Consider the following 25,521-nt stretch of genomic DNA (forward strand, 5'->3'; position numbering starts at 1 on the left):
TTTTAATATTTCTATAGTCTAGATGCCTACTCACCTACCATCCCATCACCATCGTTATCCCGCATATAAGGGTACAACCAGTGGTCACTCGTTATAGGCATACTGAAACCTGCATCTTTTGCTTCTTTAATCGTCACCTCACCATTACCGTTCGTATCGACACTAGAAATATTACCGCCTGTATTTGAACTGGTTGAGTTTTCACTTGAACTAGTTGAGTTTTTACTTGAACTGGTTGAGTTAGAAGACTTGCTTTCTGTTAAACCAAGTGATTGGTTTACTTCATCCGGGTTAACATTGTCAAATTTATCTACAACTTTGTTGCCCTTGATGGTATACGTATACTTATAGCTTGAAGGAACCTGTGTTTTTGTATTCGGATAGGTGATAATTGCTTCAAAATTTGTCGCACCACCTGCATCACGAATCACTTTTTCCATATATGCTTGGTCGCCATACCTGTTCAATGTACTTTCTTGTGGGGTAATATTATAAGCATTCGATACCCCTCCTAGAGAGTCAGCTATGATATGTCCTTCATCAAAATTATCACTTTCAACACCCGGAACTTTTGCCTCATCAGAGTAATATCTACCAGATGATGTTACAGGCTCGCTACTGTCATCTTGTAGAATAATCTCGTCCGCAATGACACGTACTAGTTGCCCGTATTCATTAGTAAACGCCCAATATTTGCGATCCCCATAGCCGATATCCACGACAACATTGGGTTCACGATAACCAGATAAATCGCCACCATCCACTTTGATAAGTTTGTATCCTGAGAACTGTGTCTCCTCTTTTTTCTTAGCTTCCGCCTTTGTCTTAGCTTCTGCTTCTGCCTTTGCCTTAGCCTCCGCTTCCGCCTTTGCCTTAGCCTCCGCTTCCGCCTTTGCCTTAGCCTCCGCTTCTTCCTTTGCCTTAGCCTCCGCTTCCGCCTTTGCCTTAGCCTCCGCTTCCGCCTTTGCCTTAGCCTCCGCTTCCGCCTTTGCCTTAGCCTCCGCTTCTTCCTTCGCCTCAGCCTCCGCTTCCGCCTTTGCCTTAGCCTCTGCTTCTTCCTTCGCTTTAGTTTTTTCTTCCTCTGCTTTAACCGTACCTACTTCTTGCAGTTGCTCTACCTGTGCGCTACTATCAGCAGACTCTTCTACTGGAGGAATTATTGAACTTAAAGTAATACATAATATCGCTGCAGCACCAAAAATCATTACTACATGCAACCTTTTGGCTTCAGGAGCTCTCTTCAAAACAAATCTCGGTTTAATTAAGCCCACAAATAAAGCTGCGATAGATACTAGAAATAGGATAAGAAGCAAATTATCAATTACTGAAGGTGACAGTATCCAAATAAAAGATACTGCTATTGCGCCCCCAAAAACCCGCCACACAAATGGCTTATTTCTTTTAGTTTCTGGAAGCCATGAAAGAACAACGTTCGGATCATTCAAACCTACGATTAGACCTAGAAAAGATATTAAAAGCAGTCCAACCAACAAAGCCATCTTTCTTCCTCCTTCTATTTTTGTAATTAATATGGATAACAAATAGGCTTTTCATAATAGCTCATATTCTTATTTACCACTCGGCAATCCGAACTCAATCTAGATATTATTTCCATATAGTAATAGAACGGGAAAATTATGAAGAGACCTCCAGAATCAATCCAAAGGTTTACGTTTTGAGATGCTTTTCTAAAAATACTCTGAAGTAATAACCTTTTTGATATCATAAATGGCATAAAGATAAAGAAAACACGCCCCAAAAAACGGCGTGTTTTCTTTATTATAAATATTACTTCTTCTTTAACTAATCCTCCATTAATTTATTAAAATGCTATCTACGCCCACAATTGGGTTCGTTCTTTATACTCCTCTGATAGATTCACCAGTCCCCCCTATTTCCTCCAAGTAGTATTATAGCTTCGTTTGTTATACAAGATCTCAGTCCACCTAGCCTTATATATATTTATACAAGTAGGGGGTGAACAGTTTAGCGGAGGAAATCCATATCAGTCCCACATCCCCGTAAATTCTACCCTGGCTACTGATAGAATAAATCCATATAAAAAGTTCAACCAGAAAGTCCTGGCTGAACTATATAATACGAACCATACCAACTTCCCCTTCCATACGAAAGCCACAATCTTTACGAAACAGCCTTTTGTTAAGGTTCTTTATAATGACCCATTACCTTTTTCATAACAAAAAGGAAGGAAACAAAGCTTCCCTTCCTTTATATATATTTTTCTCTCATGTAGATTTATTCAGCTTTCATATCAACTACGGCTTTTTTTCCTTCCAATATATCCAGACTTAACTGAACTGATTCTCCGATGGCTTTTTCTATATCATCTGGCTGTACACCAAAGTGGTCAACAATTGTCTTTTTATCAATGAAAAGATTTTTAGTAAAGATTTTTGCGAATTCAGCCGTATCCAATCCCAGTTCTATTCCAGCACTCTTTTGTTTTTCTGCTTTCGCCTTCATCGCTTCAATATAATTAGAGGCAGGAATTGTTATGATTTCTTTGTCCGGTGTTCCCATGTATTTATGGAAGATGGTCAGCATTTCTTTCCACTCCATATTATAATAGCCAACCGGATAATTACCTGTCTTCCCATTTATTAAGGCACCAGCAATGCACTCCCCGATCTGCTTCGCTGTCACCATGGTTGTTCCTCCTTCAGGATACATGACAGCTTCTTTCATATTTTGAATCTGTTCAACAAGGAATACCCAAACAGGCTTACGTCCCTGCTGGCTTCCAAAGACATATGGAACCTCCAAAACGGCTACACTCATATCATCATCCCCGAAGGATAAAGCCATATTAGCCTGATCTACACGGCTCCTTATATATGGATGGTGCTTCGTCAGTTCATACTCGGGTAGTTCTCTATTAAAATAAGCAAAATACGACCCAAGTACAACTGAATGTTTGACACCGCATTCCTTTGCTATTCTTAATAGCCGTTCTAATGGTGTAATATTATATTTTTCAAAAAATGAATAGATTGGTGATGGTGCCTCTACTCTTTCATCTACACCTGCCGCAAAAACAAATCCGTCACAGCCTGTTAAATATTTACGAATATCATCATCTGTCAATGTTAAATAATTTCCCAGAGTTATCTCCATTTCTTCAGGAAGGTTACTGCCTTCAGGGATAGGTGGCAGTGACAATGTTGCCACTTCATGCCCTTGTTCAATTAATACCCTTGCGCCTTCAGCACCTAATAAGCCCGTACCGCCAATCATAAATACTTTCATGTTGGTTGCCTCCTCCGTTTCATTCTCCTAAATTTTATCATCTAAGATAGTGGTATATTTGACCAAAAATGTATTTTATGTGAAATCTTATACTCACATTTCCCTTTACCTTTAAACGGTAAACAAAAAAGCTCACAGGTAGAACACCTGCAAGCCTATTCCTCAATTTCCTGAAGCATAACACTCTCCACATAATTCACAAATCGACGTAAATCCTGAGCCAGTTCGCGATTTATTTGGCCTTCTTCATACATTCGCTGAATGTCAGCTCGTTCAGCTTCAATAGCTTTGAAACGTAATTCTTCTTTTTGCTGATCCTTCATACTATTATTTGAACGGGCTTTATTTGGTTGCTTCAGTTTATCAATAATTCTTCGATACTCATAAATGATGGATGAAACATGTGAATTGTTCGTTTCCTCTACATATTTTTCTAGACTTTCAATGGCAGCTTTTGTCGCCTGAATCTGAATATCCCGCATATCATTTAACAAGACTGCTGTCTTTTCGTTTTCCTTGGTTATCACACGCTTATATTGCTTATACTTCCTATATAATTGGCCAAAAAGAGTCGTTATTTTGGACATGAAATTCTCTGTGAGTAAATTTTCTCTTATATCCAGGGACTTCTCGAGTCTTTTCACGATTTCTTCACTTACGGAACCATCAGCAGCAGCCTCCTGGATATAATGTCTTTCTGCTCTTAAACCAACTAAGCGAGCCTCTATTCTCTCTTTTTGCGATACCTTAATAAATTCTAAATCCTTATTTTCATAGCGAATTTGCTCAATCATCTTTTTATATTCACCAATTAACTCGTAACCAGCGGATTGATTCTCCGGCTCTAGTTCTTCTTCAATCCGCTTTATGGCAGTCCTCAATATTTTTAATTTCATCTGAGCATCTAAAAACTCTTTCTCTTCATCACTCTCTGGTTCAATGGCTTTTTTACTGATCAAAGGCAATAGAATAGTCGCAGCTAAAAGAGTAAATAAAATAACACCGCCTGCTATAAATACAATTAGAGACCGTTCAGGAAATAAATCTCCAGTTGCTACAAAGTATGGCATTGACAATACACCTGCCATGGTAATTGCACCGCGTACGCCAGTCAAGCCGGTTAGAAGGGCCACTTTCCAGCTGGGCTTCGATTGTTCTTTTCTGTTAGTTATGTAATAACCCATGCTTAAGAAGCAGTAGGACCAAACAATTCGGATAATCATGATAGCCAAACCAATCGCCAGGACATAACCGAGCACAAGCCAATTGCTGATTAGAGGATTCTCTACCGTTGCTCTCATAGAAGAAGGCAAACTCAAGCCCAATAATAAAAACACCACTCCATTGAGTACAAACAAGATGATCGACCACATATTCTCAGTGACCACCTGTTCCTCAGCACTTTTCATTCCAGTCTTTTCACTTAAACTGGAATGAACAATACCTGCAGCTACTACAGCAATTACACCAGAGGCGTGCAGGACTTCTTCTGAAACAATATAAACAATAAATGGCGTTACAAATTGCAGCAAAGAATAAAAGGTGACATCCTGTATCCCTTGTCTTCTTAGTGAATAACGGATTAGGATAGCTAATAATCCGAGGATAATACCAGCAATCGCACCAACAATTACCACATAAACAAAATCGGCTGCTGCCTCCTGTAATGAAAAATAACCTGTTACAACCGCAGCAACTGCATAATTAAAGGCAATTAAACCAGACGCATCATTAATCAACGATTCGCCTCGAACAAGACGTAAAATAATCGTCGGTAAGTAAATCCTTTCGGCAATTCCGTTCACCGCTACTGGATCCGTTGGAGAAAGGATAGCTGCTAAAGCAAAAGCAGCGGCCAACGGAATACTGGGAATCAGCCAGTTAATAAAATACCCGCCAATTATAGTCGTTAAAAAAACAAGAATAAATGCATTGGCCAATATTGGCCAGCGCATTTTCCATAAATCATCGCGTGGAAATCTACGTCCATCATTAAATAATAGTGGTGCAATAAATAAAAGCAAAAACCATTCCGCTTTCAACTCAAATGATAGATCCTGTATGAATAAAGCAAATAAAATCCCCAAAGCTATTTGAGTTAAAGCTGTGGGGATGGATGGAATATAGTGGCTAATAATATTCGATATTAAAAGCATCACTAAAAGCAATATAATTGATAAAAGTAAATCCATTATTCTCCCTCTAATTCGATATTATTAATGTTTATATTCTGCCACAAAAAGAGGCTACTTATTACCATACCCAAACAGTTATGTAGGAAACATTTCTCTTTAATCGGATTCATTACTGCGTTGTAATCGATCCGCTTCAATCTTATATCCAAGTTCCCTTAACTCACTTAAAACGAACTCCCTGACTTCTTCATCATCCATTATAATGCCAAGAGTTTGTGCATCTCTGACATAAGCAAGTTTATTTTCTACGGAAGCTTTCTGAAAGTATGCCTGTAAATCCTGAACGTCAATTTCCACATCCTCTTCCAATTCGTATTTATCGCGTGTGATTGGTTGATTACTTATCGGAATCACCCCAATCCCGTCTTGTGTATGTATAGCGATTTGCTGTTTTCTCTCCTTAAATAGATTCTTATAATATGACTTTACATCTTGAATAACCGTACAATTTAATGATTCCTTTAATTTTCCAAGTACATATTTCCTCTCTTGTAAAAACTCTTCTTCATCATATTCAAATTCCGCTTCGTCTTCACGTTCTTCCCCTTCATCAGCCATGTCAATTGATAGAAAATTTCCGATTTCGATCGCATCCTTCATCGTGAAAAGGAGATTCGTAAATTCCTTTAAATTACGAGCAGCCAAAAATACAGCTGATCCAAAGTCCATAGGACTAACATAAACCACATAGGCCTCTTCTAAATCGGTAACAGCTCCAAAATCAGTCAATAAACCAAAATGAATCCCATCCCGATCCGGTAGACGCAAATGTAATGACATCGCATGGTGTGACGAAATAATTCTGATCCTCCGTATCCAGCATTAGTCCAAGTGAATCTAAAGAATACCCGTCTTCTTCAAGATTGTCCTGCAGTTTCTGTAACTTTTGAAAAGTGGGTGGCATCTCTTTATAATGTCTAACAATATCCACGTAACTGCCTCCTTTGTATTGCCTTTTCTATAATTATAAAGGAAAATATTTCTAAAAGAGATTAAATAACAGAAAAATCCAAAAGGTTTATTTAAGTGAGGACAACTTCAAAGTACAGGAGGAAAGGAAATACTTGAGAAATTATATACAAAATCTAATTAATCAATTACCCGAACTTAAAGTAGGACAAAGATTTATTCTTGGTATTGATGGCCTCAGTCGTTCTGGGAAGACGACTTTTACCAAAAGAATGAAACAGTCACTTGAGAAACAGAGTCTATCATTTCACCTTTTTCATATTGATGATTTTATTGTAGATAAAGATAAACGTTATCATACTGGTCACGAAGAATGGATTGAATATTACCGACTGCAATGGGACGCGGAGTGGCTAAGAGCTAATTTTTTCAATCAATTAAAGAAATCAGCTGAGTTACTCCTGCCTGCATATGACCCCACCACTGATAAGCAAAAATGGCAAGTAATCCAGATTCCAGTAACCTCCCTCATTATCATTGAAGGTATATTTCTGCAAAGAAAAGAATGGAGAGCATTCTTTGATTATATGATTTACCTGGATTGTTCCAGAGAAACTAGATTCAGCCGTGAAAGTAAGACCACACAGGAGAATATTGATAAATTTCGAAATCGATACTGGAAAGCAGAACAGTATTATATAAAAACAGTTACCCCGCTAGAACGAGCTGATTTGGTTATCAAGAATGATGTTAGATCTTCAGCATGGATCTAATAAAACAGCCCTTCCGAACGATTCGGAAGGGCTGTTTAGATCGGTGAAGCAATTAGTATTATTCAAATGCCTCATATACCTTTAATTTCTTTCCTTTAATAGTTTTATTCTTCATAGCCTGTAAGACGATTGGACCTTTATTGTTCAATATTTCAACAAATGTAGCCTGGTCTTGAATTGTGATAATTCCAATGTCTTCAGCAGATATGCCTTCAATTTTTGCAATTGTCCCCACAAAATCGACAGCTCGCAATTTCTTTTTCTTGCCGCCATTGAAAAACAGCTTCATAATTCCACTGTTTAATTCGGTCGCTTTATCTTCCTTTATCTCATTTTCGAACATTTTTGATTCGAAATTCGGTCTGCATTTTTCTACTTCTGCTTCAGTTGGCTCCTCTTTTACCTGAATAGCAAAGCCTATATATTCTTCTGTCTCTCTCAATAATTCTTCATCAAAAGGAGTTACAAAAGAAATGGCTACTCCCGTATGTCCCGCACGACCCGTTCTTCCCGTCCTATGTACATAGGATTCCTTTTCCACTGGAAAATCGTAATTCAAGACATGCGTAATATTTTCAATATCAATTCCGCGCGCAGCGACATCCGTGGCAATTAAATATCGAAACTCACCCCGTTTAAATTGATTCATAACATCGAAGCGGTCCTCTTGATACATTCCACCATGAATTTTGCCGCATGAATACTCCCATTTAACCAATGTATCGAACAGATTGTTTACCTGTTCCTGTGTGCGGCAAAAAACGATGCAGCTATCCGCATTTTCTATCGTCGTAACTTTCCTTAGCAGCTCCGCTTTCTTTTCATGCTTGACCCTATAATAAGAGTGTTCGATCAACTGAGTCGTCATCTCTTTTTTATTAATTTCAATAAATATTGGTTCTTTTAAATATTGATTGGATAGGTTCTGAATATCATCCGGCAATGTTGCTGAAAACAGCATGCTGATTCGTTCCTTAGGTAATTCATTTATAATGGCTTCAACCTGATCAATAAAGCCCATATTCAACATTTCATCTGCTTCATCAATTACCAGATAGCGAAGTTCGCCAACGTTTAATGTTCCTTTTTGGATATGATCTAACACTCTTCCAGGTGTTCCAACGACAATATGATTTTTTTGCTTAAGCTCCAGCTGTTGCTTGGCAAATGATTGCTTTCCATAAACAGCTGCTGCTTTAATCCGCTTAAATCGACCAATATTCGTTAAATCTTCCTTCACCTGTGCAGCCAATTCTCTGGTCGGTGTTAGGATAAGTGCCTGAGGTTTATTTTCTATCCACTCTATATGATGACAAATCGGGATTCCATACGCAGCTGTTTTCCCACTGCCAGTTTGTGCTTTTACGATAAGATCCTGATTTTCCAGCGCTGTTGGAATTACTTTCTGCTGTACCTCTGTCGGTTGAAAATAATTCATTTTACTTAATGCCCGAATAATTTCGGGACTTATGTTAAAATCTTTGAAGCTATGTTCAGTCATGTATGTTCCTCTTTTTCGGTTACTTAGCTGATTCTCCACTTGAGAGATGCTTTTATTCATTATACCTGATTGGCACGGAATAGTTAAAATTTGATTGGTATTCTTTGAAATTCAAGCGAAAAGAGGCACCATTTAGTTTTAAATAGGTCCTTTATTTTCACCTCTTCTTCTTCCGAAAATAGTTGCAAGTTGCAGAACCGCGTACCCTTGGATAACCCATTTCATATAATTTGAAATAGAACCCTTTTCGCCACAATAACCGTGATAAAAAATGATACAAGGCACACTTCCGCTTCGTTCTTTAGGAAGAATATAGTATCCGTTTATTGGAGAACCTCCGAACCCTTGATAGAAAATAGTAAATGCTTCTATCTGCTTAATAGGATAGTTTATTTCTTCCAGTACGCTATTTAAAGGAATTTTGGCAGATTCTTTTAGAGTCTTCTCCCAAAATCTATGAAAATCATCTTTTTTGGTTAAGGCTGGCAAATAGCTAGTAAACTGCTTCACCTGATTTTCAAACAATAGCAAAATAATCCCTCACATTTCTTTGTGCCCGGAACGAACTGTCCAAATTCACTGGTTTGAAACTCAATATGAGAACCCCTTAATTTAGAGATCATCCCCTGCTTTAAGGCTCCTTAATGGCGTAAGTGCACTCTCGATCCGATTGGCCATTTCCATAAAGCCCAAGTCGTTGGGATGGATTCCATCGACTGTGCATTCATGCCAATATTCACCCAACAAAGAAGCGCCATCTATAAATGAAATCTGAGTATCCCCCTGTTGTCTTAACTGCACCACAGTTGATTTCGAGTATTTTCTACGCGCTTGAAAATCCTCATATTCACCTATCAACTTATCTTGTACAAAAGGAATTCTAGAGATTATGATAATAGGGACATCTGGATGATATTCCCTGTAGGATTCGATAAAGGGAATTAGTGTAGCTTTATATTCCATAAATGAGACATTCGCCTCATAATCAAGGACAAAGCAGGCTGGACGCTCGATTTCTCTGATGGTTAATGCTACCCCTTGTTCACCTCTGCCACTTCCGGAGAATCCTAGATTAATAAATTCTAAATGAAACCTTCTGCTCAGGATATTTGTGTATGACATACCTGGCCTGCTTGCACAGGCACCCTGAGTAATGGAAGTACCATAAAACAACACGCGATTATCTGAAACATACGGAGTAGGCGGTTCAATGATTGCACTAAGATTTGTTCCTATAAAAACCTCTTCTACCCCCTGATACAAAGGGAAATTCAATGTTACTTCTCTTGATTGCTCCTTGCTATGTTGTCCATTACTGTAAAAATCCCAAATAGTTCTCTCAAAAGATTGATCAAGAAGAGAGGGAATCGCAGACGCATAATAGCTTTTCTGCCCCGGCTCTCCCACGTATATATCAAAGCCGCATTGGCCAAGAGCAGTCATATGACCCATATCTGCAGCAGCAGTCAGTTTTACTTTTATTTCAAGCCTGGAGGCATTTGTCCGAAAGCTAATTTGTCCTCCGGATGTATGATTCGCCAATTCATCTACGCGCTCGGGTATCTCATAATCAGGTTGAGCCGGAAGCCGCCGATACCGGCCTTCCTTGTTAAACCACGCAAAACCACTTATGCGAAATGGCTCTTCTTTTGGGTTGTGCCATCGTATCTCCTCTTGCTCCTTTTTGAGCTCCCAGCCGACTTTCATCTGAGCGGAGTTTTTTTCATTAATACTTTCCATTTGTTCAACCTCATTTTCCACTCAATTTTAAAATTAATGAATCATGAAGCTTAATCTGTCATTGAAGTTTCTGGCACCATGGCTTTGGCCTATTAGTTCACCCTTTTCATTTGTCGGCCACTATAAATTACTAGCTGTCACAATCCGATGGTACGTCTCCCCTCTGCCCAATGTTACATTCTCTGGAAATTGTTCTGGACCATCGTATCTAAGCCGATCTTCCTCCAGCTCTTCTAATTTCGGAACTTTGTTATTTAACCATTCATCTAGTCGATATTGCGCTGTTTCAAGTCGCGCTAATAATCCTCCATATCTAATATCCAAAACTCCCCACCCAAAAGCTTTATTAACAGAAAACCATACATCTCTATGTTTCTTTCTTAACGTATCAACCTCTGCCTTAAGAATTTCCAGCTTCTCTTGACACACCTTTATTTTGGGTTTGTCAACCTTGTCATAGGCAAGCTTTAATTCAATTCCTAGTTCCGCTTTCACACTTAACACCCTTGCTAGCTGCTCATAAAAGCAAAACAACAATTCCATGCCCTGATTGCGCGCCTTGGCCACCCGCAGCTTCTCCACTAAACCACTGTAATGAGTTGCAATCGGAAATCCCTTTATATTTTCATCGAATAGTCCAACTAATATATCCTGCCAAAGTAAAAATTTGGAGGGGTTTGAGGAATATAAATTATCCTGTGTTACTCCTGGAATTTCATCAAATTGATTCAATATATAAAAATCATCTAGCTTGCAGCCTGTACAGTAGTAAAACCGTTCCTCCAAATGCTCTCTGCTCACATCTTGATGATAGGCATATTCAGCAAATAACTGCAGTCCGGGAAGTACGGTTTGAATTGGAGTTTCCGCTCCATTATCCCCCCACATTGTTGCAAAGACCTCTTTAATGCCTGTTTTTTTGCATGCATTTAAAGCGGCCTCCGTGTTCCTAAAAGCCCTTGCATAATTCGGAGAGATCCCATTCCATGTCCATAACCCGCCGGCAAAGATTGGGTCAGGGACAATTTGTTTATGAGTGTTTAGCATACCCTCATAAAAACTTTCTTCCTCGTGATAATAGTCCCAATACACCATCTTCACATTCGGAATTGATTGTTTTACTTCTTCAAGTAGCGTTGAATCAAAGTCATAATAATTTCCCTCTTTAGAAGCCAATCGAAAATACATATCACTCCAAATCATTGGCTGCAACCCGTATTCCTCCGTGATTGAAACAACTTCCTGAAGATGCTCATTCATTATTTTATATCGATTTCGATACCCGTTTTTTTCAATGTACTTTCCACGGCCTAGCTGAAGCGCTTCATCCATTCCGATATGAATCTTTTTCGTACGATAAGGCCTCGATGCTGCCCGAATCAATCTTTTTAAAAATTCATATGTTTTCGGTTCGCCAACAAGCAAAATGTCTTCCGTATCCTTTATCTCATTCGCATATCCCCATTTTAATGCTTCCTTTAAATGAGCCAATGTTTGAATACACGGGATCATTTCAATTCCCAAATGGAAAGCATAATTGTCACATTCTCGAATTTCATCATCCGTATATTTCCCGCGCATATATCCAAAATAAGGAGTTTCGGCAACCTCATAGGTATCCTCTGTATACACCATTACCATATTCAAGCCCATTACAGCCATTTGGCGCAATAGCATTTTAATACCATCAACAGTTAGTACCGCATTTCTGGACACATCAATCATGGCACCACTTGTTTCAAATTGAGGCTCTTCAGTAATATGGAATTCCTTGTCTTGGTTAATATGCTGTAGCCATAACCCTAATCCTCTAAAAAAATGAATTCTTTTATGAAAAAGGATTTGCGCCTTGCCATTTTTATTACGTACCTCCAAAGGTCCTTGACGGTTTATCACTTCAATTGGATACCCATCGTCAGTACTTTTTATTCCCAAATCAGCACTAAGGAGCTTAACTCCCTCTAACACCTCTGTAAGCTCGCCTGTAAAATGTATCTTCATGTTTGTACTCCCTTTACGAAAAATTGTAATGCGGCTGGTAAATCCCTTGCCCAAACCTCCCAAAGATGCTCGTCCTCAGATTCTCTATAATCCACATTTACATGACTTAAAAGAAAACTTTGATACAGTTCCCGATTCCTCTTTAGAATATATAATTTTTCTTTAGAGACTGAGGATATGAACTCATTTTCATACACCCCGACAGTTTGATATACATTCCATCCAGTTAATTTTACATTCTCCAGCTGTCTTATATCTCCATCAGAAATAGCCGGAGACTGAAGCAATAAATGCGTCCACAATCCGGGCTTTTCTAATGCAATATTCAAGCTAATGTTCCCTGCTAAAGAGTCTCCGAGAAGACCTCGTTTTGAAATACTTTCAATCCCAAGGTTACTTTCAATTTCGGGAATAAATTCTATATTCATAAAATGCACGTAATTATAAAATGAAGAGCCAGTTCGGGTGAATGAATTCCACCTTTCGGCCGAATCTCCAGGATGAATAAGAACGAAAATGAGATGGCTGGCCAGTTCAGGGTTTGCAAGAACTATATCCAAAATTGCTTTTTCCAGTCCTCCCAGCTCTAAATAGTCCTTACCATCCTGGACATATAATAAATAAGCATCTTCAATTTGCTGATTACATTTTATAATCTTGTAATCTAGGCTTTTTTGTAAAAACGAACTATAAAATTTACGATTACATGTATTCAATGTATTTAGCCCCTTTTCAGCTAAATTTGTGCAACGAAATCGCCCCATACAAGCCAGCTTTATTACCGAATTCAGATTTCACTATTTTTACATCTGAATAGCTATCCATAATGTGCTGATGAACCTTTTCAGAAACAAGTTTGATAGACAGATCTTGTTCCATGATTCCACCACCTAAAACGACACAGGTGGGGTTGAAGATATGAATTAGACTGGCAATACCGCGTGCAACTTCATTTGTCCAATGATCAAATACTTCAAACAGCTCCTTGCACCCGCTTTGTATCATTTCAAAAAGCTGCCTGCCGTTAGTGCAGTCGGAATTTACAGTTTGCGCCAGCCTAATAAGGGCTTTTGTCGAACCATATTGTTCATAACATCCCTGTTTCCCACAGCCGCAACGAACACCATTTGGGTAAAGATTCATATGTCCGAATTCTCCTGCTATACCAGTGAAACCACGATACAGTTTTGAATCAATTACAATCGCTCCGCCAATACCTGTACCAAAGGTCAAAAAAATAAAATCCCGATAGTTCCTACCTACTCCATAATAGTTTTCACCAAGAGCAGCTGCATTTACGTCGTTTTCAACCTTGACGGGAACATGGAACTTTGATTCTAGAAAATCCTTAATTCTTGTACCGGTATAGTTGGGCAGATTGTCATTCGCGTAAATAATATAGCCTTCCTCACAGTTCACTTGACCAGCAGTGCTAATACTGATCGCATCTATATCGTGGTACTGATCGATTATTTTCTCCAACCTTTGAATAATAGATTGCCCACCTTTTATACTTTCCGTTGGAACCTCTTTAAAGAGCTCCATCTTTCCATACTTATCGGTTAAGCAAACTTTTATAGATGTCCCACCAATATCAGCAGCAAAAATTTTCATAACTCTTTTACCTTCTTATGATTCACTTCTGGAAGAACTTGTACAAACCGTTTTGTAATTACTTGCGGGCGTGTGATTGCGGACCCTACTACAGCCGAGTGAACTCCTGTTGCCAAAACTTCCTTTAATTCTTCAGGTGAAGAGATGCCACCCTCGGCTATTACCGGTATCCTTAAATGATTGACAAATTGCTTAATCAAATCTATATTTGGTAATTTTACCTCTTTTGTATATTCTGTATAGCCGCATAATGTCGTTCCTGCAGCATCAAATCCCAATTTTTCCGCCTGAATTCCCTCTTCTAGAGTCGAACAGTCCGCCATAAATAATTGTTGTGGATATTTTTCTCTGATCTCAGGAAAAATCTCAGTAATTGTATGACCATCCGGCCGTACTCGGTTAGTGGCATCCAATGCGATCATATCTACCCCTTCATTTACAAGAAGATCAATTTCCCTCATTGTTGGAGTGATAAAAACATCAGTATTTTCATAATCCCGTTTGATAATACCGATAATTGGCAAGTAGGTTACTTTTTTTATTTCATGGATATCTTCTACACTGTTAGCCCGTATGCCGCTTGCACCTGCTCTGGTTGCAGCCTCCGCCATCTTACTCATAATATAGGAGCTATGCAGGGGCTCATCAGGCAGTGCTTGGCATGACACGACTAACTTTTTGTAAATTTTGTCAAAAAACACTTGTTTATCATCCATCTTATACACTCCACTCCAGTTACTTATTAATCTATGATTCAATCAATTGGTCCTGGTAGATTGGCACAAAGGTTCATATCAAGTTTGTGTGAAAATCCTTCTTGAAGATCTCACAAGCCTCCACCGGAGATGTATTTCAGTCAGAGAAAATCCCTGCTATAGTATTTCTTCCAGTTCGTTCCACCACTGATAATCCTCTAAATAAACTGTGTCAAACAGCATAACTCCATTTGTCCGTTCCTTGCAAAGCTGCACAGCTTTTTTAAATTGTTCAACATCATTGGTATAATCCTTCAAGAATAAACTAGCAATCACAGGAGTTTTTCCATTAATTGCTTCTTCACTCATCTCAATCGCACCTTCAACGCTATACCAACTTGCAGGTCTCCCATTGCTTTGCGCTTCCTTAATCGTTACATCTGAGTAATAGCAGCCTGTCATGATAAAATCAAATTCTTCTGCATATCCGGATGTATGATACGTCTCAGAAGCCCATTCTAAGGAAGGGCGATAGCTTTCACTTCCCCAATTGACGCCTTCGTTATAGTACAGTGGATACCATGAACCAACATATATTGAGAAAATGAAATCCGGATTTCTTGTTTTGACGACATTTTTAGCTTTTTGAACAAAGTTTTTAATGTTTTTAGCACGGAATTCAGCCCATTTTGGAAAAAGAGGACCAAACATAGGTTTCTTATCTTCAACAATCAGAATATCCGCTGGCCATTTTTTTACTTCCTTGCCTATAAAAGCTTCAAATCTTTGTTTACTTAACTTGCTAAAATCACCATAAACGTTCGGATATCGACATCTGTCTAAAACAACACCATCTATTTCATAGTTTCGAACAATTTCTTGAATGATATTTAGTTCATAGGCCTCTACTTCTGGATGAATCGGATTAACAAACACCGTTGGATCATTGTGATTTTCCGCAGCTGTCGGCATGGATGAAAATGCTTCGTTATAATGAACAACCTGCCACTCAGGCTGAGCATATACCATTCCTTCTTTGTCTATACCATTTCCTTCTGCGAACACATCGACATTTGCGATAATCTTGAGACCAGAGTTTTTTGCATGATCAATCATTTCTTGAAGAAAATCCCGGCCCTTCCAATCATGGTACTGTTCGTCCTTCAATTCACTAACATGATATGCATACTCACTAGGATAGGTTGTAAATCCATATGGAATTTTCGCATCAATGACAAGATGTGTGACCTTACAGTTCAGTGCATGTTGAATGAGCTCTTTCGTTTTTTCTGGATCTAATAATCGAGTACCATTTGCTAAAAAATCCACCCATAATATGTTTGATTGGTCCATTTTCCTCCCCCTTCCTTATAGGTCAATATCCTCTGGCCAATGAAGCTGGACTCCTTGCTTTATTAAGAGATTTTGATAGTCGTTCAGGTGCTTTTCCTCTTGTCTAACCTGGTAAGGGGTAACATTGTTTCGCAATGAATAAGCCACTAAATAACCCCCTGATTCCCCAATATTCCATTCCGTCGGTTGAAGCCTGTAGCACCCATTGGTAATTTGAGTCGTTCCAATGTTTTTACATGCTGGAATCAGATTTTTCACTCGCACTGGTATTAGAGCTCCAAGGGGAATTTCATAAGGTAAATTTGGAATATAGAAACTTCGGTTCGATACCGTTGTATGATGCAAATCTAAGTGATAGCTTCCAACACCCACACTATCAAAATACCTGCATATTCCTTGATCCCCTCTTATTTCTTTACTAACATCCTGTTCGGTAATGGTGTAAACCGCTTTGATTCTTCTTGATTCACGAATATACGGATATTTTGCAAGGCCATCCTCTGTATCCAATACATCCTTACGCAGCCTTAAGCCAGGGTAGCCTTTTCCACCGTCAATTCTTGGTGCTTCAGTTTGAAGCCAGTACAGGAGGGATAAGCTTTGCTGTTTGGCGTTAAATAAGTTTTTTTCAGCTTCTTCTTCTGTTACTTCATAAATCGGTCCTAGGAAGTAGTCATTTTGCGCCCAATTGATCAGAGAAATATCACCTTCGTATAAATCCCCGTCCAAGTTTTCTGTATCAAGTATTCTTCGATAAGTAAATAAGGAAGGAATTCCTTCCTTATTAGGGAATAACGTAAATTGTTTTAGCTTTGATGTATCATCTGCATCTGTCGCATACCAGCTGAAAAGGGGGAAATGTGAAAAGCTCGGCATATATTCACGCCAAAACTCATACTGCTCAGGTTTATCTATGATAAAATTCCCATCCTCCACATAATCAACCGCAAACACATAGGTAAACGATTGCATATCGATTGGATTTGCTTCCTCCAGTGCATGAGGTTCGCCTGTATCTTTTCTTGATTCCGCGCCTGATACATAGTCAACCCCGGCAATTGGCAGAACATCCCCACATTCTGTTGCATCTATAAAGTATTGGCCAATCAATTCAATTTTTTGTGCTTTCCGGATGTGAGTCACTGTAACGGATTTTACGACATCATCTTCTGTTATCGCTTCTTGCGGCTTATAGTTGTAAAGGACTTTTATTTTCCCACTGTTCATGTATGGAGCAAGCATATCACCAATTACCTTTAAGGCAACTTTAGGTTCATGTGCCAACCGGCTTACCCATCCATTTCCAGGGTTCAATGTGTCATTTTCCTTTGCTTCCTTCGTAAGCTGATAATTATCACGATAATATTGGCGAACTCGATCTCTAAATTCACGATACGTAGCGGTACAACCATATATCTCAATCCACTTATGTTCATCAGGAGGTACTGCCTGACTTGTAAGCTGTCCACCCAACCAATCTGTTTCTTCCGTCATAATGACCTTTAAACCCATTTTAGCAACAGCCAATGCGGCCATGCAGCCACCTAAACCTCCACCTATTACCACTACATCAGCAAATTCTTTCTTCATCGTAGCAGCCCCTTTATTCCCAACCATTTTAGTAAAATACTAGTTTTTCATTTTCGGTATATGTTTAACAACCAGACCGACTTCAAACATACGGCTCCATGGCATGTAGCAATCTTGAATATGTAAATCGTTTTCCTCATCGCTAAGATATTCGCCAATGAACTTCATTAATTGCTCCTGAACTAGATCAGTAACCTTTCCTTTTTTTCCGTCAACGAGGAAATAATTTAATCCTAATCCAGGCAAATGATTAGCCGTGATATTTTTTCTGACGATGCTGCAATAGCCCGCATCCTCGACATACCGTAATGCAAGAAAGTTACAATGAGTTTGCGAACTGCCATATATAGTGTGAAGCATTCCCTGTGTGATGCATGTTCCCAACGTATTAGAACTTGTATTCCAACCAGCGTAACCAGCTAATTTAAAAAGAAGCTTCTTTCTTTTTAATAACGTTAGCAGCCCTAAGTCGGCACCGTTCGCAAATGCAACATCAGCCACCACACACTGGATATTTCTTTCATTCACTGTATACTCAAGCTGCTCGACAAAATCGATTAAATTTCGATTCACCTGATATTTTGTACTAAGATTGTCCTGGTAGGCAGCTTCCATCATCGGCTCTACTGGTGAATTAACAAATAATACAAAATCTGCTAATGTACTATCGGAAGTTAGCAGTCCACCGGCTGCTAAAATTTGATATTTGAGAGTTTCCATTAAAGGGCGATCTTCATATAACGGTATAACAGACGGACCTTGTATACTTGAGAAAACTGGATATACAATTGGTCTTTTCTTTTTAAAGCTATTAAGCATTCTTGCCAGCAATGTACATCCAACTTCATCTGCACCTGGATACATATACACATCTAGTTCAAGATGATGCGAGGCGATTGCTCCTCTAACCACCTGTTGGTCAAGGGCCGTCCATCCGTAAGGCGCGGAATCGTCCTGAGGAATAACCAAGAAATCTATAATTCCATTATTCACATAGCCAAGGACGAGCTTATTTACCTCAACATTGATTTTTCTTCGAGTTAAATAGTCATCCACTACCTCTTGTGGCAGCTGCAACCTAAGGTTTTCATATTGTTGTTGGTCTTCTTCAGATGCAAGATTGGCAGAAATCAGGTGTTGCAGTCTTCCATACTGGAAGATTTCACTCCCCCAATCTGCATAATAGTCCGGTTCCTCATCACTGCTTGAATATTTAGGACATCTCATAATCAAATTGAATGCGTATAGTTTTACATCCGGATTGATTTCTTTCAGGCGGCCCAGTCTTAAGAGTGAAGTTCTGATCTCATCCAATGTTAGCTGGTGCAGGCGAGAAGGAATGATTCCGCCATACAACAATGTATCTAATGAAAGAATGAGACCATCTGCATCCCTTGCTTCTTCAAACAGCCATTCCCAGATCTTCTCCGTGTTTCCCGGAACCTTTTTATCCCCCATCAGACTTGAACTGGGTTTTACTATATTGACATCTGTTTGTTCTGTTAAAAGGCTTGGAAAAGAATAATTACATGGCCGTTCATCTAATGGGATATAAACAATTTTATTCATGTAAATCTCCTTTTTTAGCACTCATTATTTCGGATGAATTATCCTTTTACTGCGCCTGAAATTCCTTCCATATAATACTTTTGCGTAAATATGAAGACCACGATAATCGGCAATACGGAGATGATTGTCCCAGCGGCAATCCACCCAAAGTTATACGAAAACTGGCCCTTCAAAAAGCTAAGCGCAGCGGCTAACGGATATTTATTTGTTTCTAACACAATGATCGGCCAGAGGAAAATATTCCAGTTCGCCATAAACTCAAATAATCCAACCACCGCGACAGACGGTTTGATCATCGGCATCATTAATTGGCCCCAAATCCGAAATTCCGAGGCGCCATCCATTTTCCCTGAGTCCCTTATATCCAATGGAATTCCCATGAAGGCTTGTCTGAATAAGAAGACATTGAACACGGAAACAAGCGTCGGAAGGAGAACACCGGTAAAGGTATTGACTAAGCCGAACATATTAATTGTCAGGTAGTTAACTACAAGTCCTGCGGCTGCGGGAATAATCATCGTCGAAACGAGCAGCAGGAATATTAAATTTCTTCCTTTAAAGTTAAACACGGCCAACGGATACGCGGTTAATGCACTAAATAAAATGCTCAATGTAACACCAAAGAAAGTGATAATCACCGTATTCCAAATATATTTAAGGAAGTCCATGTACTGCCATACTTCGATATAATTCTTAAAATCAATAAAGGTTGGCAGGATTGCAGGCGGAAATGAAAAAACGTTCTTTCCAGGCATTAGGGATACACTTAACAGCCATAGAAATGGTCCCATCATAAATAGGGCAAGTAGAATGAGTAACGCATAAATAAAAATTCTATTAATCATTTTCTTGAATGATTTCTTCTTTTTCATAGGGGCATCCATAATTAATATGGATTTACACCACCCTTCTTGTTAAACATGAAGATGAACACACTGAGGAACATAATAATGAAGCTAACCAATAACCCCAATGCGGATGAATATCCAAATTCGAATTTTTCAAAACTTTGTTGGTAAATATACACACTGCTCGTTAAAGTTACGTTTCCTGGCCCGCCAGACGTTAAGACGAACACCTCATCGAATACCCGAATGGCTCCCATTAAGGAAATTAACGTGCAGAAGAACACATATGGCTTTAACAAAGGGATTGTGATTTTTCTCATAATCTGGAAATTACTGGCACCATCAATCTTTGCCGCCTCGATACAATCTGTTGGAACAGCTTGCAGGCCAGCAAGATAAATCATCATATAATACCCTAAGCCCTTCCATAAGGTAATAAACATTAACGACCAGAGTGCTGTATCCTTATCAGAGAGCCAATTCAACTTTTCATCCAAAATCCCAACTGACATTAAAAGATAGTTAAGAACTCCGTTTGAGCTCATCAGCCAGCCCCAGATAATCGCGACAGCAACCATGGAGGTAACCACAGGAATATAGAAGGCGGTCCTGAAAAACTTAATCCCCGCGATATTTCGATTCACAAGAATAGCCATCAGGATTGAGATGATTTGGATAAATGGCACAATAATCATGTAAAGAAGCGAGTTTTTGATCGATGCAATGAAATTCACATCTGTAAATGCCTTTTTAAAATTATCAAGCCCAACAAATGCCGTTTCACCAATAACCGAGTAGTTGGTAAATGCCAAAGGAAAACTGTAAATAATCGGCCAAAAGGTGAATAGAGCAAGCAAAAGTAACCCTGGCGCCATAAAAAGCCAAGCTGTTTGAGCCTCGGTAAATCTGCTTAAACCGACAGTCCTCTTCTTCCCCATAGAGTTATTCCTCCTAATCGAAAATGGGCAGAAATTCATCTGCCCATTCAATTTTCATCTATTTATCAGCTAAAATATCATTGACTTCCTTCTCAGCCGCTTCAATCTCGGCATCAAGGTCCTCCCCATTGATGTAGATGTTCTGCAGATGCTTACTTATCGCACTGTCCACATCGCCGGCGGCTTCAATGCCAAGATAAAAGTCTGTTGCACTTTCAAGGCTTTCAACAGAAGCAGATAGCGCTTGGCTTTCTAATGTTCCATCATTTTTAAAGAAGAATTCATCCTTGGCAGCAGCCTTTGTAGAAGGGAGAGTGTTTGCCGCTTTTGAGAAGGCCAATTGATTTTCATCGTTTGACAGATAATGCGCGAACTTAGTGGCAGCCTCTACATTCTTTGAATCCTTTGGAACCACTAGATTCATCGTATTGGTGAAACGGATCCCCGCTTTTCCTGTTGGGGAAGGAACGGCAATTGTATTTTGATAGACATCCTGTGAAGCCGTTTTTAATTGGTTGATAAACGAAGAGCTAGAGATAATCATTGCTACCTGTTCACTGCCAAAAAGCTCAATCTGCTTGGCAAAGGTCGGTACGTCAGCCGGGATTACTCCATCTTTAATCAAATCAACATTTCCTTGGATATACTCTTTTACTTCGGGGTTATTGAATATTGCTTTATCATTCTCGACAATTTTAAATCCTTCTTCAAGAATGGAACGGGTTTCCATAGAGAATACGTAGCCAAAAGAGTCTGTTTTCTCTTTTATTTGTTTTCCCCAGTCCACTAGCTCTTCTTTGGTTTGTGGAGGATTGTTGATATCAAGGCCTGCTTTTTCGACCAAGTTCTTATTGATAAACAGGACTGGAATACCTGTATACCAAGGAAGCGCATATGTACCGTCGCCCTGTTCAGTAGATTGATAGATTCCTTCAAAATAGATCGATCTTTGCTCATCCGTTAGTTCTTTATTGAAATCAACCAAAGCACCTTTTGAAGCCATTTGGTTTGCTAAAATGGTATTTAAGTTAACAACGTCAGGTGTTTTTTTACTTGCAATACTTGTCATTAGCTTGTTTTGAATCGCATCATACGGGAAATCCTTCCAGTCGACTTTTACATTTGGATTCTCTTCCTCGTACTTTGCAATAAGGTCATTGAAATAATCATTAAAGGTTGGTTGAAGCGCAATTGTCCAAAATTCAACCGTTGCTTTTCCGTCTTTACCTGAACCTGAATCCTTTGTTCCAGACTCTTCGGAGTTACATGCAGCTAAAACTCCGAAAACTAGCAATAACGACATAGCTACTGAAAATACTTTTTTAAAACTACCCATTCCTTACACCCCCTGATTGATTTTTCGGTATTTCGATTTCTAGCAGTAAATGTTTTTTTGTACACCTCACCGAAATTGAAACTAAGCTTTATAACATGAGAGTACCATTTTATGGAGATTAAATCCACCTTTTTTTAGAAAAGTAAAAAAATATCCATTTTTCAAACTAATCTAATTATTATTCACTTCAGAATTCCTTGTGAACAGTAAAAAATAACAGGTGAATGCAAGAAGGCTAAAAGCAATAATAAATGGAATAAACCTTAAATAGACTGATAAAATCAGATAAATAGCACTGATTAAAATGACTAGTATGGGCTTTAGGGGATGTCTAAGAAGCAGAAAAAAACTATTAATAAATAACGGTTTAATACGATGTTCACCCAAAATAAATAGTTTTATAAGATTAGTAAATATCCCAAACAATAGAAGAGGCATGATTACAGTAAAGGGAAGCAGTAAATTCTGTAATGCATTGGGCAAATAAAACACAGCGATAATGTCTCCAGCTATAACGATTGTAGCAAAAAGAAGAACCACCCATACTTTCATTCCTTTTTTAAGATAGTCATAAAAGAGCTTGAAAAATTGTTTCCAAGCTGGGGCTGATTCTTCTTCTGACAGAGTTTTAATAGTTTCTACTAATGCCACAAAAGCGGGATAAGCAGTGACGACAGGAAGTGAGCACAAGATGAATAAAAAGTTTAAAAGAACCAAATCAAAAATATATTCAAGCACTTCAAATAATTTATTACTTGAAGAAACCATGATTTCCACCTTTTTTCAATTAGTTTTGTTAGTACAATTTATCAAGAACCGCTTCTGCTGTATTTTTTATTGCTTTGGATGCTTGTTCTCTATTATTAAGAGCAGCTTTCGTTGCCAGAATATCCAACAGTAACAGCTGAGCAATCTTAGAAGAGAAGATTCCGCCTTCAAATGGAGATTCTTTATTTGCTGCCAGAAGAATTAAATCTGCATATTTTGTAATTGGTGATCTCGCTTGATTTGTAATACAAATAACAAAAGCACTGTTTTCCTTCGCGATTTTGACAGCATCCACAACGTCCTTTGTGCTGCCAGATGAAGATATCGCAATAATTAAATCTTCCTTACCCAATAAAGAGGCGGTCATGGACATAAAATGTGAATCTGAGACATGTTCAGTATTATAGCCTAGCCTCATTAATCTATGTTTTCCTTCCAATGCCGTAAATCCAGATGATCCCACACCAAAGAAATAAATCTTCCTGGCTTTGTTTATCTTTTCTATCGCAGACTGCAGCGTGCTATCCTTGAGTAATGCCACAGTATCATTTAAAGCACTTACATTTTGATTAGCTATCTTTTTTGCAATTACCTCTACAGAATCCCGTTCATCGATTTTCCCATAAACATGTTCGTCAACTTCCATCAGGTTTTGCGCAACGGAAAGTTTAAATTCTTGAAAACCCCTATATCCTAATTTTCTGCAAAATCGCAAAACGGTAGTTTCGCCAACTCCAACCATTTCAGCTAAATCAGTTACAGAGGAATATACAGCTTCCTCATGATTGCCCATAATATAATCGGCAACCTTTTGCTCTGTTTTCGTAAGTGAGTTGTATACAGATTTGATAATGATAAGAGGGTTTACTTTCTCAATCTTCTGCATAAAAAATCTCCTTCAACTAGTTTTTAACATCAAATATGAAGAAAAATTCCTCCAATCGACCACAAGGAGGATATATCTTCCAACTCAGAATACATAAGCCTTCTCTATTCGTCAAGGGAGTATATTAAATGCCAATGATCTTGATATAAAAATGACTTGACCTTTAAGGAAGAAAAAAACAATCCACTATCTTTAATAAAAAAGGAGGAATTTTCCTGAGTATATTGAATAGTACAAATATTGAATCCCCATCTAAGTTCTTAAGCTAATATGAAAGTCGTTTTGGGATTTCAATAAAATAGAGAGGAGGAATAGAAATGAAAATCAAGCCCGCTATAGTTATAGGTTCTGTTCTATTAGCATGTCTTTTACCAGCCCGTTCGTATGCCAATGAAAATTATGTTCCAATTGAAACACTTAAGCCTGCAGTTCAACTAGAAAAACCCGAATTAAAACAAACAGGTGGAAAACTAATCCTTAGTGATTCACCGGAAACATACTCCGACGATGGTGCGTTTTACCGGGACACCGCTACAGGCGAGTTTCGTGTATTTTGGCATCACCAGAATAATAGTGGGGAGAATCGAAACGTTAGCCTAACTCTGACAAATACATCCGATGAATCAGTTATGCTATATTCTAAAGGCGTTGGAGCATCAGTCAATATTTATCCTGATGTAGCTGGAAAAGAGGCGTTAGTACAATTCCTGGAAGAAAAAGCTAAAAAAAATTACATTAAAACCCTCCAGCCAGGTGAAAGTTATTTCCTGGAAACAAATGCAAACGATGGAGAAACGGTAAGCGGGATTGCCCAGTATGATATTTACACAAAACACGGCCGCAAGCCTGCCACCGTCACCGCAACCACACTTAACTATACAGAACGTCCAGCCGACCCGCTTTCTTTCGAAATTTTACCACCTGACTCACATGTTCGTGGTAGTTTTCCACATTTCGATCGTAAGGGTACACTTACGTATGATACCGCAATAGGAAATGCCTTTATTCGCCTATCTTCGGCTGCTTATGGTCAATGGAGCGATAAAATGCCGGGAGAATACGAAGAAGGCATTAGTGTTGTCGATGGAAACAAATCGGTGATCAACAATGGGAACTATGGTGTTTTATATGACTTAGACGTCAAGATAGAAAATAGTTTGCATCGTCCATTGCAAATTTCACTTTATGATAACCCTGCCGGCGGATTTGGTCATTTTTCTATGCAATGGAACGGTAAACTTAACACTACTGGGTTTTTAAGCTATGTTAATGCATGGAAGTTTGCGTCTGAAAAAATCGGAGCCAACGGGAATCAATATGATTTTGTCACCAGTCTTCCAGGAGGAGCATCTGGTCCATCTGTGATATACTTTGTTCCAGAAAAATAAGCGAAATCAAAAGTAGAGGCTGTCCCAAAAGCTACCCTTTGGGCGCCTCTTTGGCGAAAAATTTCCCTGAAAAGGCACACCTTCTTTGCATTTTGAACGAGTCTTCGCGTATCCGCTACAATCACACCCATATGTGCTGGTTTCGACAAA

The 25,521-nt window shown here is 38.8% G+C and carries 22 protein-coding genes; 2 read left to right on the top strand and 20 right to left on the bottom strand.

The annotated features are described in order from the left end of the window. Nucleotides 1-26 precede the first annotated feature (26 nt). The 5 genes from AC4G3N_RS04595 to AC4G3N_RS04615 all read right to left on the bottom strand — a co-directional run bounded on the left by AC4G3N_RS04595 (nucleotide 27) and on the right by AC4G3N_RS04615 (nucleotide 6,393). A complete protein-coding gene (locus tag AC4G3N_RS04595; RefSeq protein WP_491089879.1) occupies nucleotides 27-1,109 on the bottom strand; it encodes a DNA/RNA non-specific endonuclease in 1,083 nt (360 codons plus the stop codon). A 1,147-nt stretch (nucleotides 1,110-2,256) separates the two neighbouring features. Next, on the bottom strand, nucleotides 2,257-3,267 hold the full coding sequence (locus tag AC4G3N_RS04600) for an NAD-dependent epimerase/dehydratase family protein (RefSeq protein ID WP_139892499.1): 1,011 nt from the start codon (nucleotides 3,265-3,267) through the stop codon (nucleotides 2,257-2,259). A 155-nt stretch (nucleotides 3,268-3,422) separates the two neighbouring features. Beyond that, on the bottom strand, nucleotides 3,423-5,459 hold the full coding sequence (locus AC4G3N_RS04605) for a Na+/H+ antiporter (RefSeq protein ID WP_491089811.1): 2,037 nt from the start codon (nucleotides 5,457-5,459) through the stop codon (nucleotides 3,423-3,425). Between the two features lie 99 nt (nucleotides 5,460-5,558). Continuing rightward, a complete protein-coding gene (locus tag AC4G3N_RS04610) occupies nucleotides 5,559-6,230 on the bottom strand; it encodes a hypothetical protein (protein WP_491089812.1) in 672 nt (223 codons plus the stop codon). Then, nucleotides 6,184-6,393, bottom strand: coding sequence for a hypothetical protein (locus AC4G3N_RS04615; protein ID WP_148630112.1), 210 nt, complete (start codon nucleotides 6,391-6,393; stop codon nucleotides 6,184-6,186). The genes AC4G3N_RS04610 and AC4G3N_RS04615 overlap by 47 nt, the downstream gene beginning before the upstream one ends. Before the next feature lie 133 nt (nucleotides 6,394-6,526). Here AC4G3N_RS04615 and AC4G3N_RS04620 point away from each other — a divergent pair, with 133 nt between their 5' ends. Further along, the gene (locus AC4G3N_RS04620) at nucleotides 6,527-7,144 is read left to right on the top strand and encodes a kinase (protein ID WP_491089813.1); all 618 of its coding nucleotides are present in this window, start codon (nucleotides 6,527-6,529) and stop codon (nucleotides 7,142-7,144) included. A gap of 58 nt (nucleotides 7,145-7,202) precedes the next feature. Here AC4G3N_RS04620 and AC4G3N_RS04625 read toward each other — a convergent pair whose 3' ends face one another. From AC4G3N_RS04625 to AC4G3N_RS04695, 15 genes are all read right to left on the bottom strand, one after another. Further along, a complete protein-coding gene (locus AC4G3N_RS04625; RefSeq protein WP_148630117.1) occupies nucleotides 7,203-8,645 on the bottom strand; it encodes a DEAD/DEAH box helicase in 1,443 nt (480 codons plus the stop codon). Between the two features lie 138 nt (nucleotides 8,646-8,783). Further along, complete coding sequence (locus AC4G3N_RS04630; protein ID WP_491089814.1) at nucleotides 8,784-9,176, bottom strand: acetylxylan esterase; 393 nt, start codon at nucleotides 9,174-9,176, stop codon at nucleotides 8,784-8,786. An 81-nt stretch (nucleotides 9,177-9,257) separates the two neighbouring features. Beyond that, nucleotides 9,258-10,385: an SGNH/GDSL hydrolase family protein gene (locus tag AC4G3N_RS04635; protein WP_491089815.1), complete on the bottom strand. Its 1,128-nt coding sequence runs from the start codon at nucleotides 10,383-10,385 to the stop codon at nucleotides 9,258-9,260. A gap of 120 nt (nucleotides 10,386-10,505) precedes the next feature. Then, nucleotides 10,506-12,386 (bottom strand): beta-N-acetylhexosaminidase, encoded by a 1,881-nt coding sequence (locus AC4G3N_RS04640; RefSeq protein WP_491089816.1) that lies wholly within the window; start codon nucleotides 12,384-12,386, stop codon nucleotides 10,506-10,508. Then, nucleotides 12,383-13,102, bottom strand: coding sequence for an alpha/beta hydrolase (locus AC4G3N_RS04645; RefSeq protein ID WP_491089817.1), 720 nt, complete (start codon nucleotides 13,100-13,102; stop codon nucleotides 12,383-12,385). Before AC4G3N_RS04645 ends, AC4G3N_RS04640 begins: the two co-directional genes overlap by 4 nt. A gap of 16 nt (nucleotides 13,103-13,118) precedes the next feature. Then, entirely contained in the window at nucleotides 13,119-14,000 is an 882-nt protein-coding gene (locus AC4G3N_RS04650) for an ROK family protein (protein WP_139892510.1), read from the bottom strand. Beyond that, complete coding sequence (locus AC4G3N_RS04655; protein WP_139892513.1) at nucleotides 13,997-14,716, bottom strand: N-acetylmannosamine-6-phosphate 2-epimerase; 720 nt, start codon at nucleotides 14,714-14,716, stop codon at nucleotides 13,997-13,999. Before AC4G3N_RS04655 ends, AC4G3N_RS04650 begins: the two co-directional genes overlap by 4 nt. A 156-nt stretch (nucleotides 14,717-14,872) precedes the next feature. After that, complete coding sequence (locus AC4G3N_RS04660; RefSeq protein ID WP_139892514.1) at nucleotides 14,873-16,048, bottom strand: alpha amylase family protein; 1,176 nt, start codon at nucleotides 16,046-16,048, stop codon at nucleotides 14,873-14,875. A gap of 15 nt (nucleotides 16,049-16,063) precedes the next feature. Beyond that, nucleotides 16,064-17,638 carry an FAD-dependent oxidoreductase gene (locus AC4G3N_RS04665; RefSeq protein ID WP_491089818.1) on the bottom strand — a complete coding sequence of 525 codons (1,575 nt, stop codon included), beginning with the start codon at nucleotides 17,636-17,638 and terminating at the stop codon, nucleotides 16,064-16,066. Between the two features lie 39 nt (nucleotides 17,639-17,677). After that, nucleotides 17,678-19,207, bottom strand: a complete 1,530-nt coding sequence (locus AC4G3N_RS04670; RefSeq protein WP_491089819.1) for a DUF4127 family protein — start codon at nucleotides 19,205-19,207, stop codon at nucleotides 17,678-17,680. A 38-nt stretch (nucleotides 19,208-19,245) separates the two neighbouring features. Then, on the bottom strand, nucleotides 19,246-20,079 hold the full coding sequence (locus AC4G3N_RS04675; RefSeq protein ID WP_257469160.1) for a carbohydrate ABC transporter permease: 834 nt from the start codon (nucleotides 20,077-20,079) through the stop codon (nucleotides 19,246-19,248). A 14-nt stretch (nucleotides 20,080-20,093) separates the two neighbouring features. Then, entirely contained in the window at nucleotides 20,094-20,993 is a 900-nt protein-coding gene (locus AC4G3N_RS04680; protein ID WP_491089820.1) for a carbohydrate ABC transporter permease, read from the bottom strand. Between the two features lie 58 nt (nucleotides 20,994-21,051). Further along, nucleotides 21,052-22,329 (bottom strand): ABC transporter substrate-binding protein, encoded by a 1,278-nt coding sequence (locus tag AC4G3N_RS04685; RefSeq protein ID WP_491089821.1) that lies wholly within the window; start codon nucleotides 22,327-22,329, stop codon nucleotides 21,052-21,054. A gap of 171 nt (nucleotides 22,330-22,500) precedes the next feature. Next, the gene (locus tag AC4G3N_RS04690) at nucleotides 22,501-23,097 is read right to left on the bottom strand and encodes a DUF624 domain-containing protein (protein ID WP_139892526.1); all 597 of its coding nucleotides are present in this window, start codon (nucleotides 23,095-23,097) and stop codon (nucleotides 22,501-22,503) included. A 28-nt stretch (nucleotides 23,098-23,125) separates the two neighbouring features. Then, nucleotides 23,126-23,983 (bottom strand): MurR/RpiR family transcriptional regulator, encoded by an 858-nt coding sequence (locus AC4G3N_RS04695; protein WP_139892528.1) that lies wholly within the window; start codon nucleotides 23,981-23,983, stop codon nucleotides 23,126-23,128. A gap of 317 nt (nucleotides 23,984-24,300) precedes the next feature. Between AC4G3N_RS04695 and AC4G3N_RS04700 the strand changes: the two genes are divergently transcribed. Next, nucleotides 24,301-25,371, top strand: coding sequence for a hypothetical protein (locus AC4G3N_RS04700; RefSeq protein WP_491089822.1), 1,071 nt, complete (start codon nucleotides 24,301-24,303; stop codon nucleotides 25,369-25,371). The last annotated feature ends 150 nt before the right edge of the window (nucleotides 25,372-25,521 follow it).

It is taken from the genome of Bacillus sp. z50 (assembly GCF_058313585.1).

Coding starts and splice junctions, on each gene's coding strand:
- AC4G3N_RS04685 (WP_491089821.1), bottom strand. CDS start 22,329: ATGGGTAGTTTTAAAAAAGTATTTTCAGTAGCTATGTCGTTATTGCTA.
- AC4G3N_RS04640 (WP_491089816.1), bottom strand. CDS start 12,386: ATGAAGATACATTTTACAGGCGAGCTTACAGAGGTGTTAGAGGGAGTT.
- AC4G3N_RS04600 (WP_139892499.1), bottom strand. CDS start 3,267: ATGAAAGTATTTATGATTGGCGGTACGGGCTTATTAGGTGCTGAAGGC.
- AC4G3N_RS04660 (WP_139892514.1), bottom strand. CDS start 16,048: ATGGACCAATCAAACATATTATGGGTGGATTTTTTAGCAAATGGTACT.
- AC4G3N_RS04635 (WP_491089815.1), bottom strand. CDS start 10,385: ATGGAAAGTATTAATGAAAAAAACTCCGCTCAGATGAAAGTCGGCTGG.
- AC4G3N_RS04690 (WP_139892526.1), bottom strand. CDS start 23,097: ATGGTTTCTTCAAGTAATAAATTATTTGAAGTGCTTGAATATATTTTT.
- AC4G3N_RS04670 (WP_491089819.1), bottom strand. CDS start 19,207: ATGAATAAAATTGTTTATATCCCATTAGATGAACGGCCATGTAATTAT.
- AC4G3N_RS04665 (WP_491089818.1), bottom strand. CDS start 17,638: ATGAAGAAAGAATTTGCTGATGTAGTGGTAATAGGTGGAGGTTTAGGT.
- AC4G3N_RS04680 (WP_491089820.1), bottom strand. CDS start 20,993: ATGGGGAAGAAGAGGACTGTCGGTTTAAGCAGATTTACCGAGGCTCAA.
- AC4G3N_RS04650 (WP_139892510.1), bottom strand. CDS start 14,000: ATGAAAATTTTTGCTGCTGATATTGGTGGGACATCTATAAAAGTTTGC.
- AC4G3N_RS04605 (WP_491089811.1), bottom strand. CDS start 5,459: ATGGATTTACTTTTATCAATTATATTGCTTTTAGTGATGCTTTTAATA.
- AC4G3N_RS04625 (WP_148630117.1), bottom strand. CDS start 8,645: ATGACTGAACATAGCTTCAAAGATTTTAACATAAGTCCCGAAATTATT.
- AC4G3N_RS04700 (WP_491089822.1), top strand. CDS start 24,301: ATGAAAATCAAGCCCGCTATAGTTATAGGTTCTGTTCTATTAGCATGT.
- AC4G3N_RS04675 (WP_257469160.1), bottom strand. CDS start 20,079: ATGAAAAAGAAGAAATCATTCAAGAAAATGATTAATAGAATTTTTATT.
- AC4G3N_RS04655 (WP_139892513.1), bottom strand. CDS start 14,716: ATGGATGATAAACAAGTGTTTTTTGACAAAATTTACAAAAAGTTAGTC.
- AC4G3N_RS04695 (WP_139892528.1), bottom strand. CDS start 23,983: ATGCAGAAGATTGAGAAAGTAAACCCTCTTATCATTATCAAATCTGTA.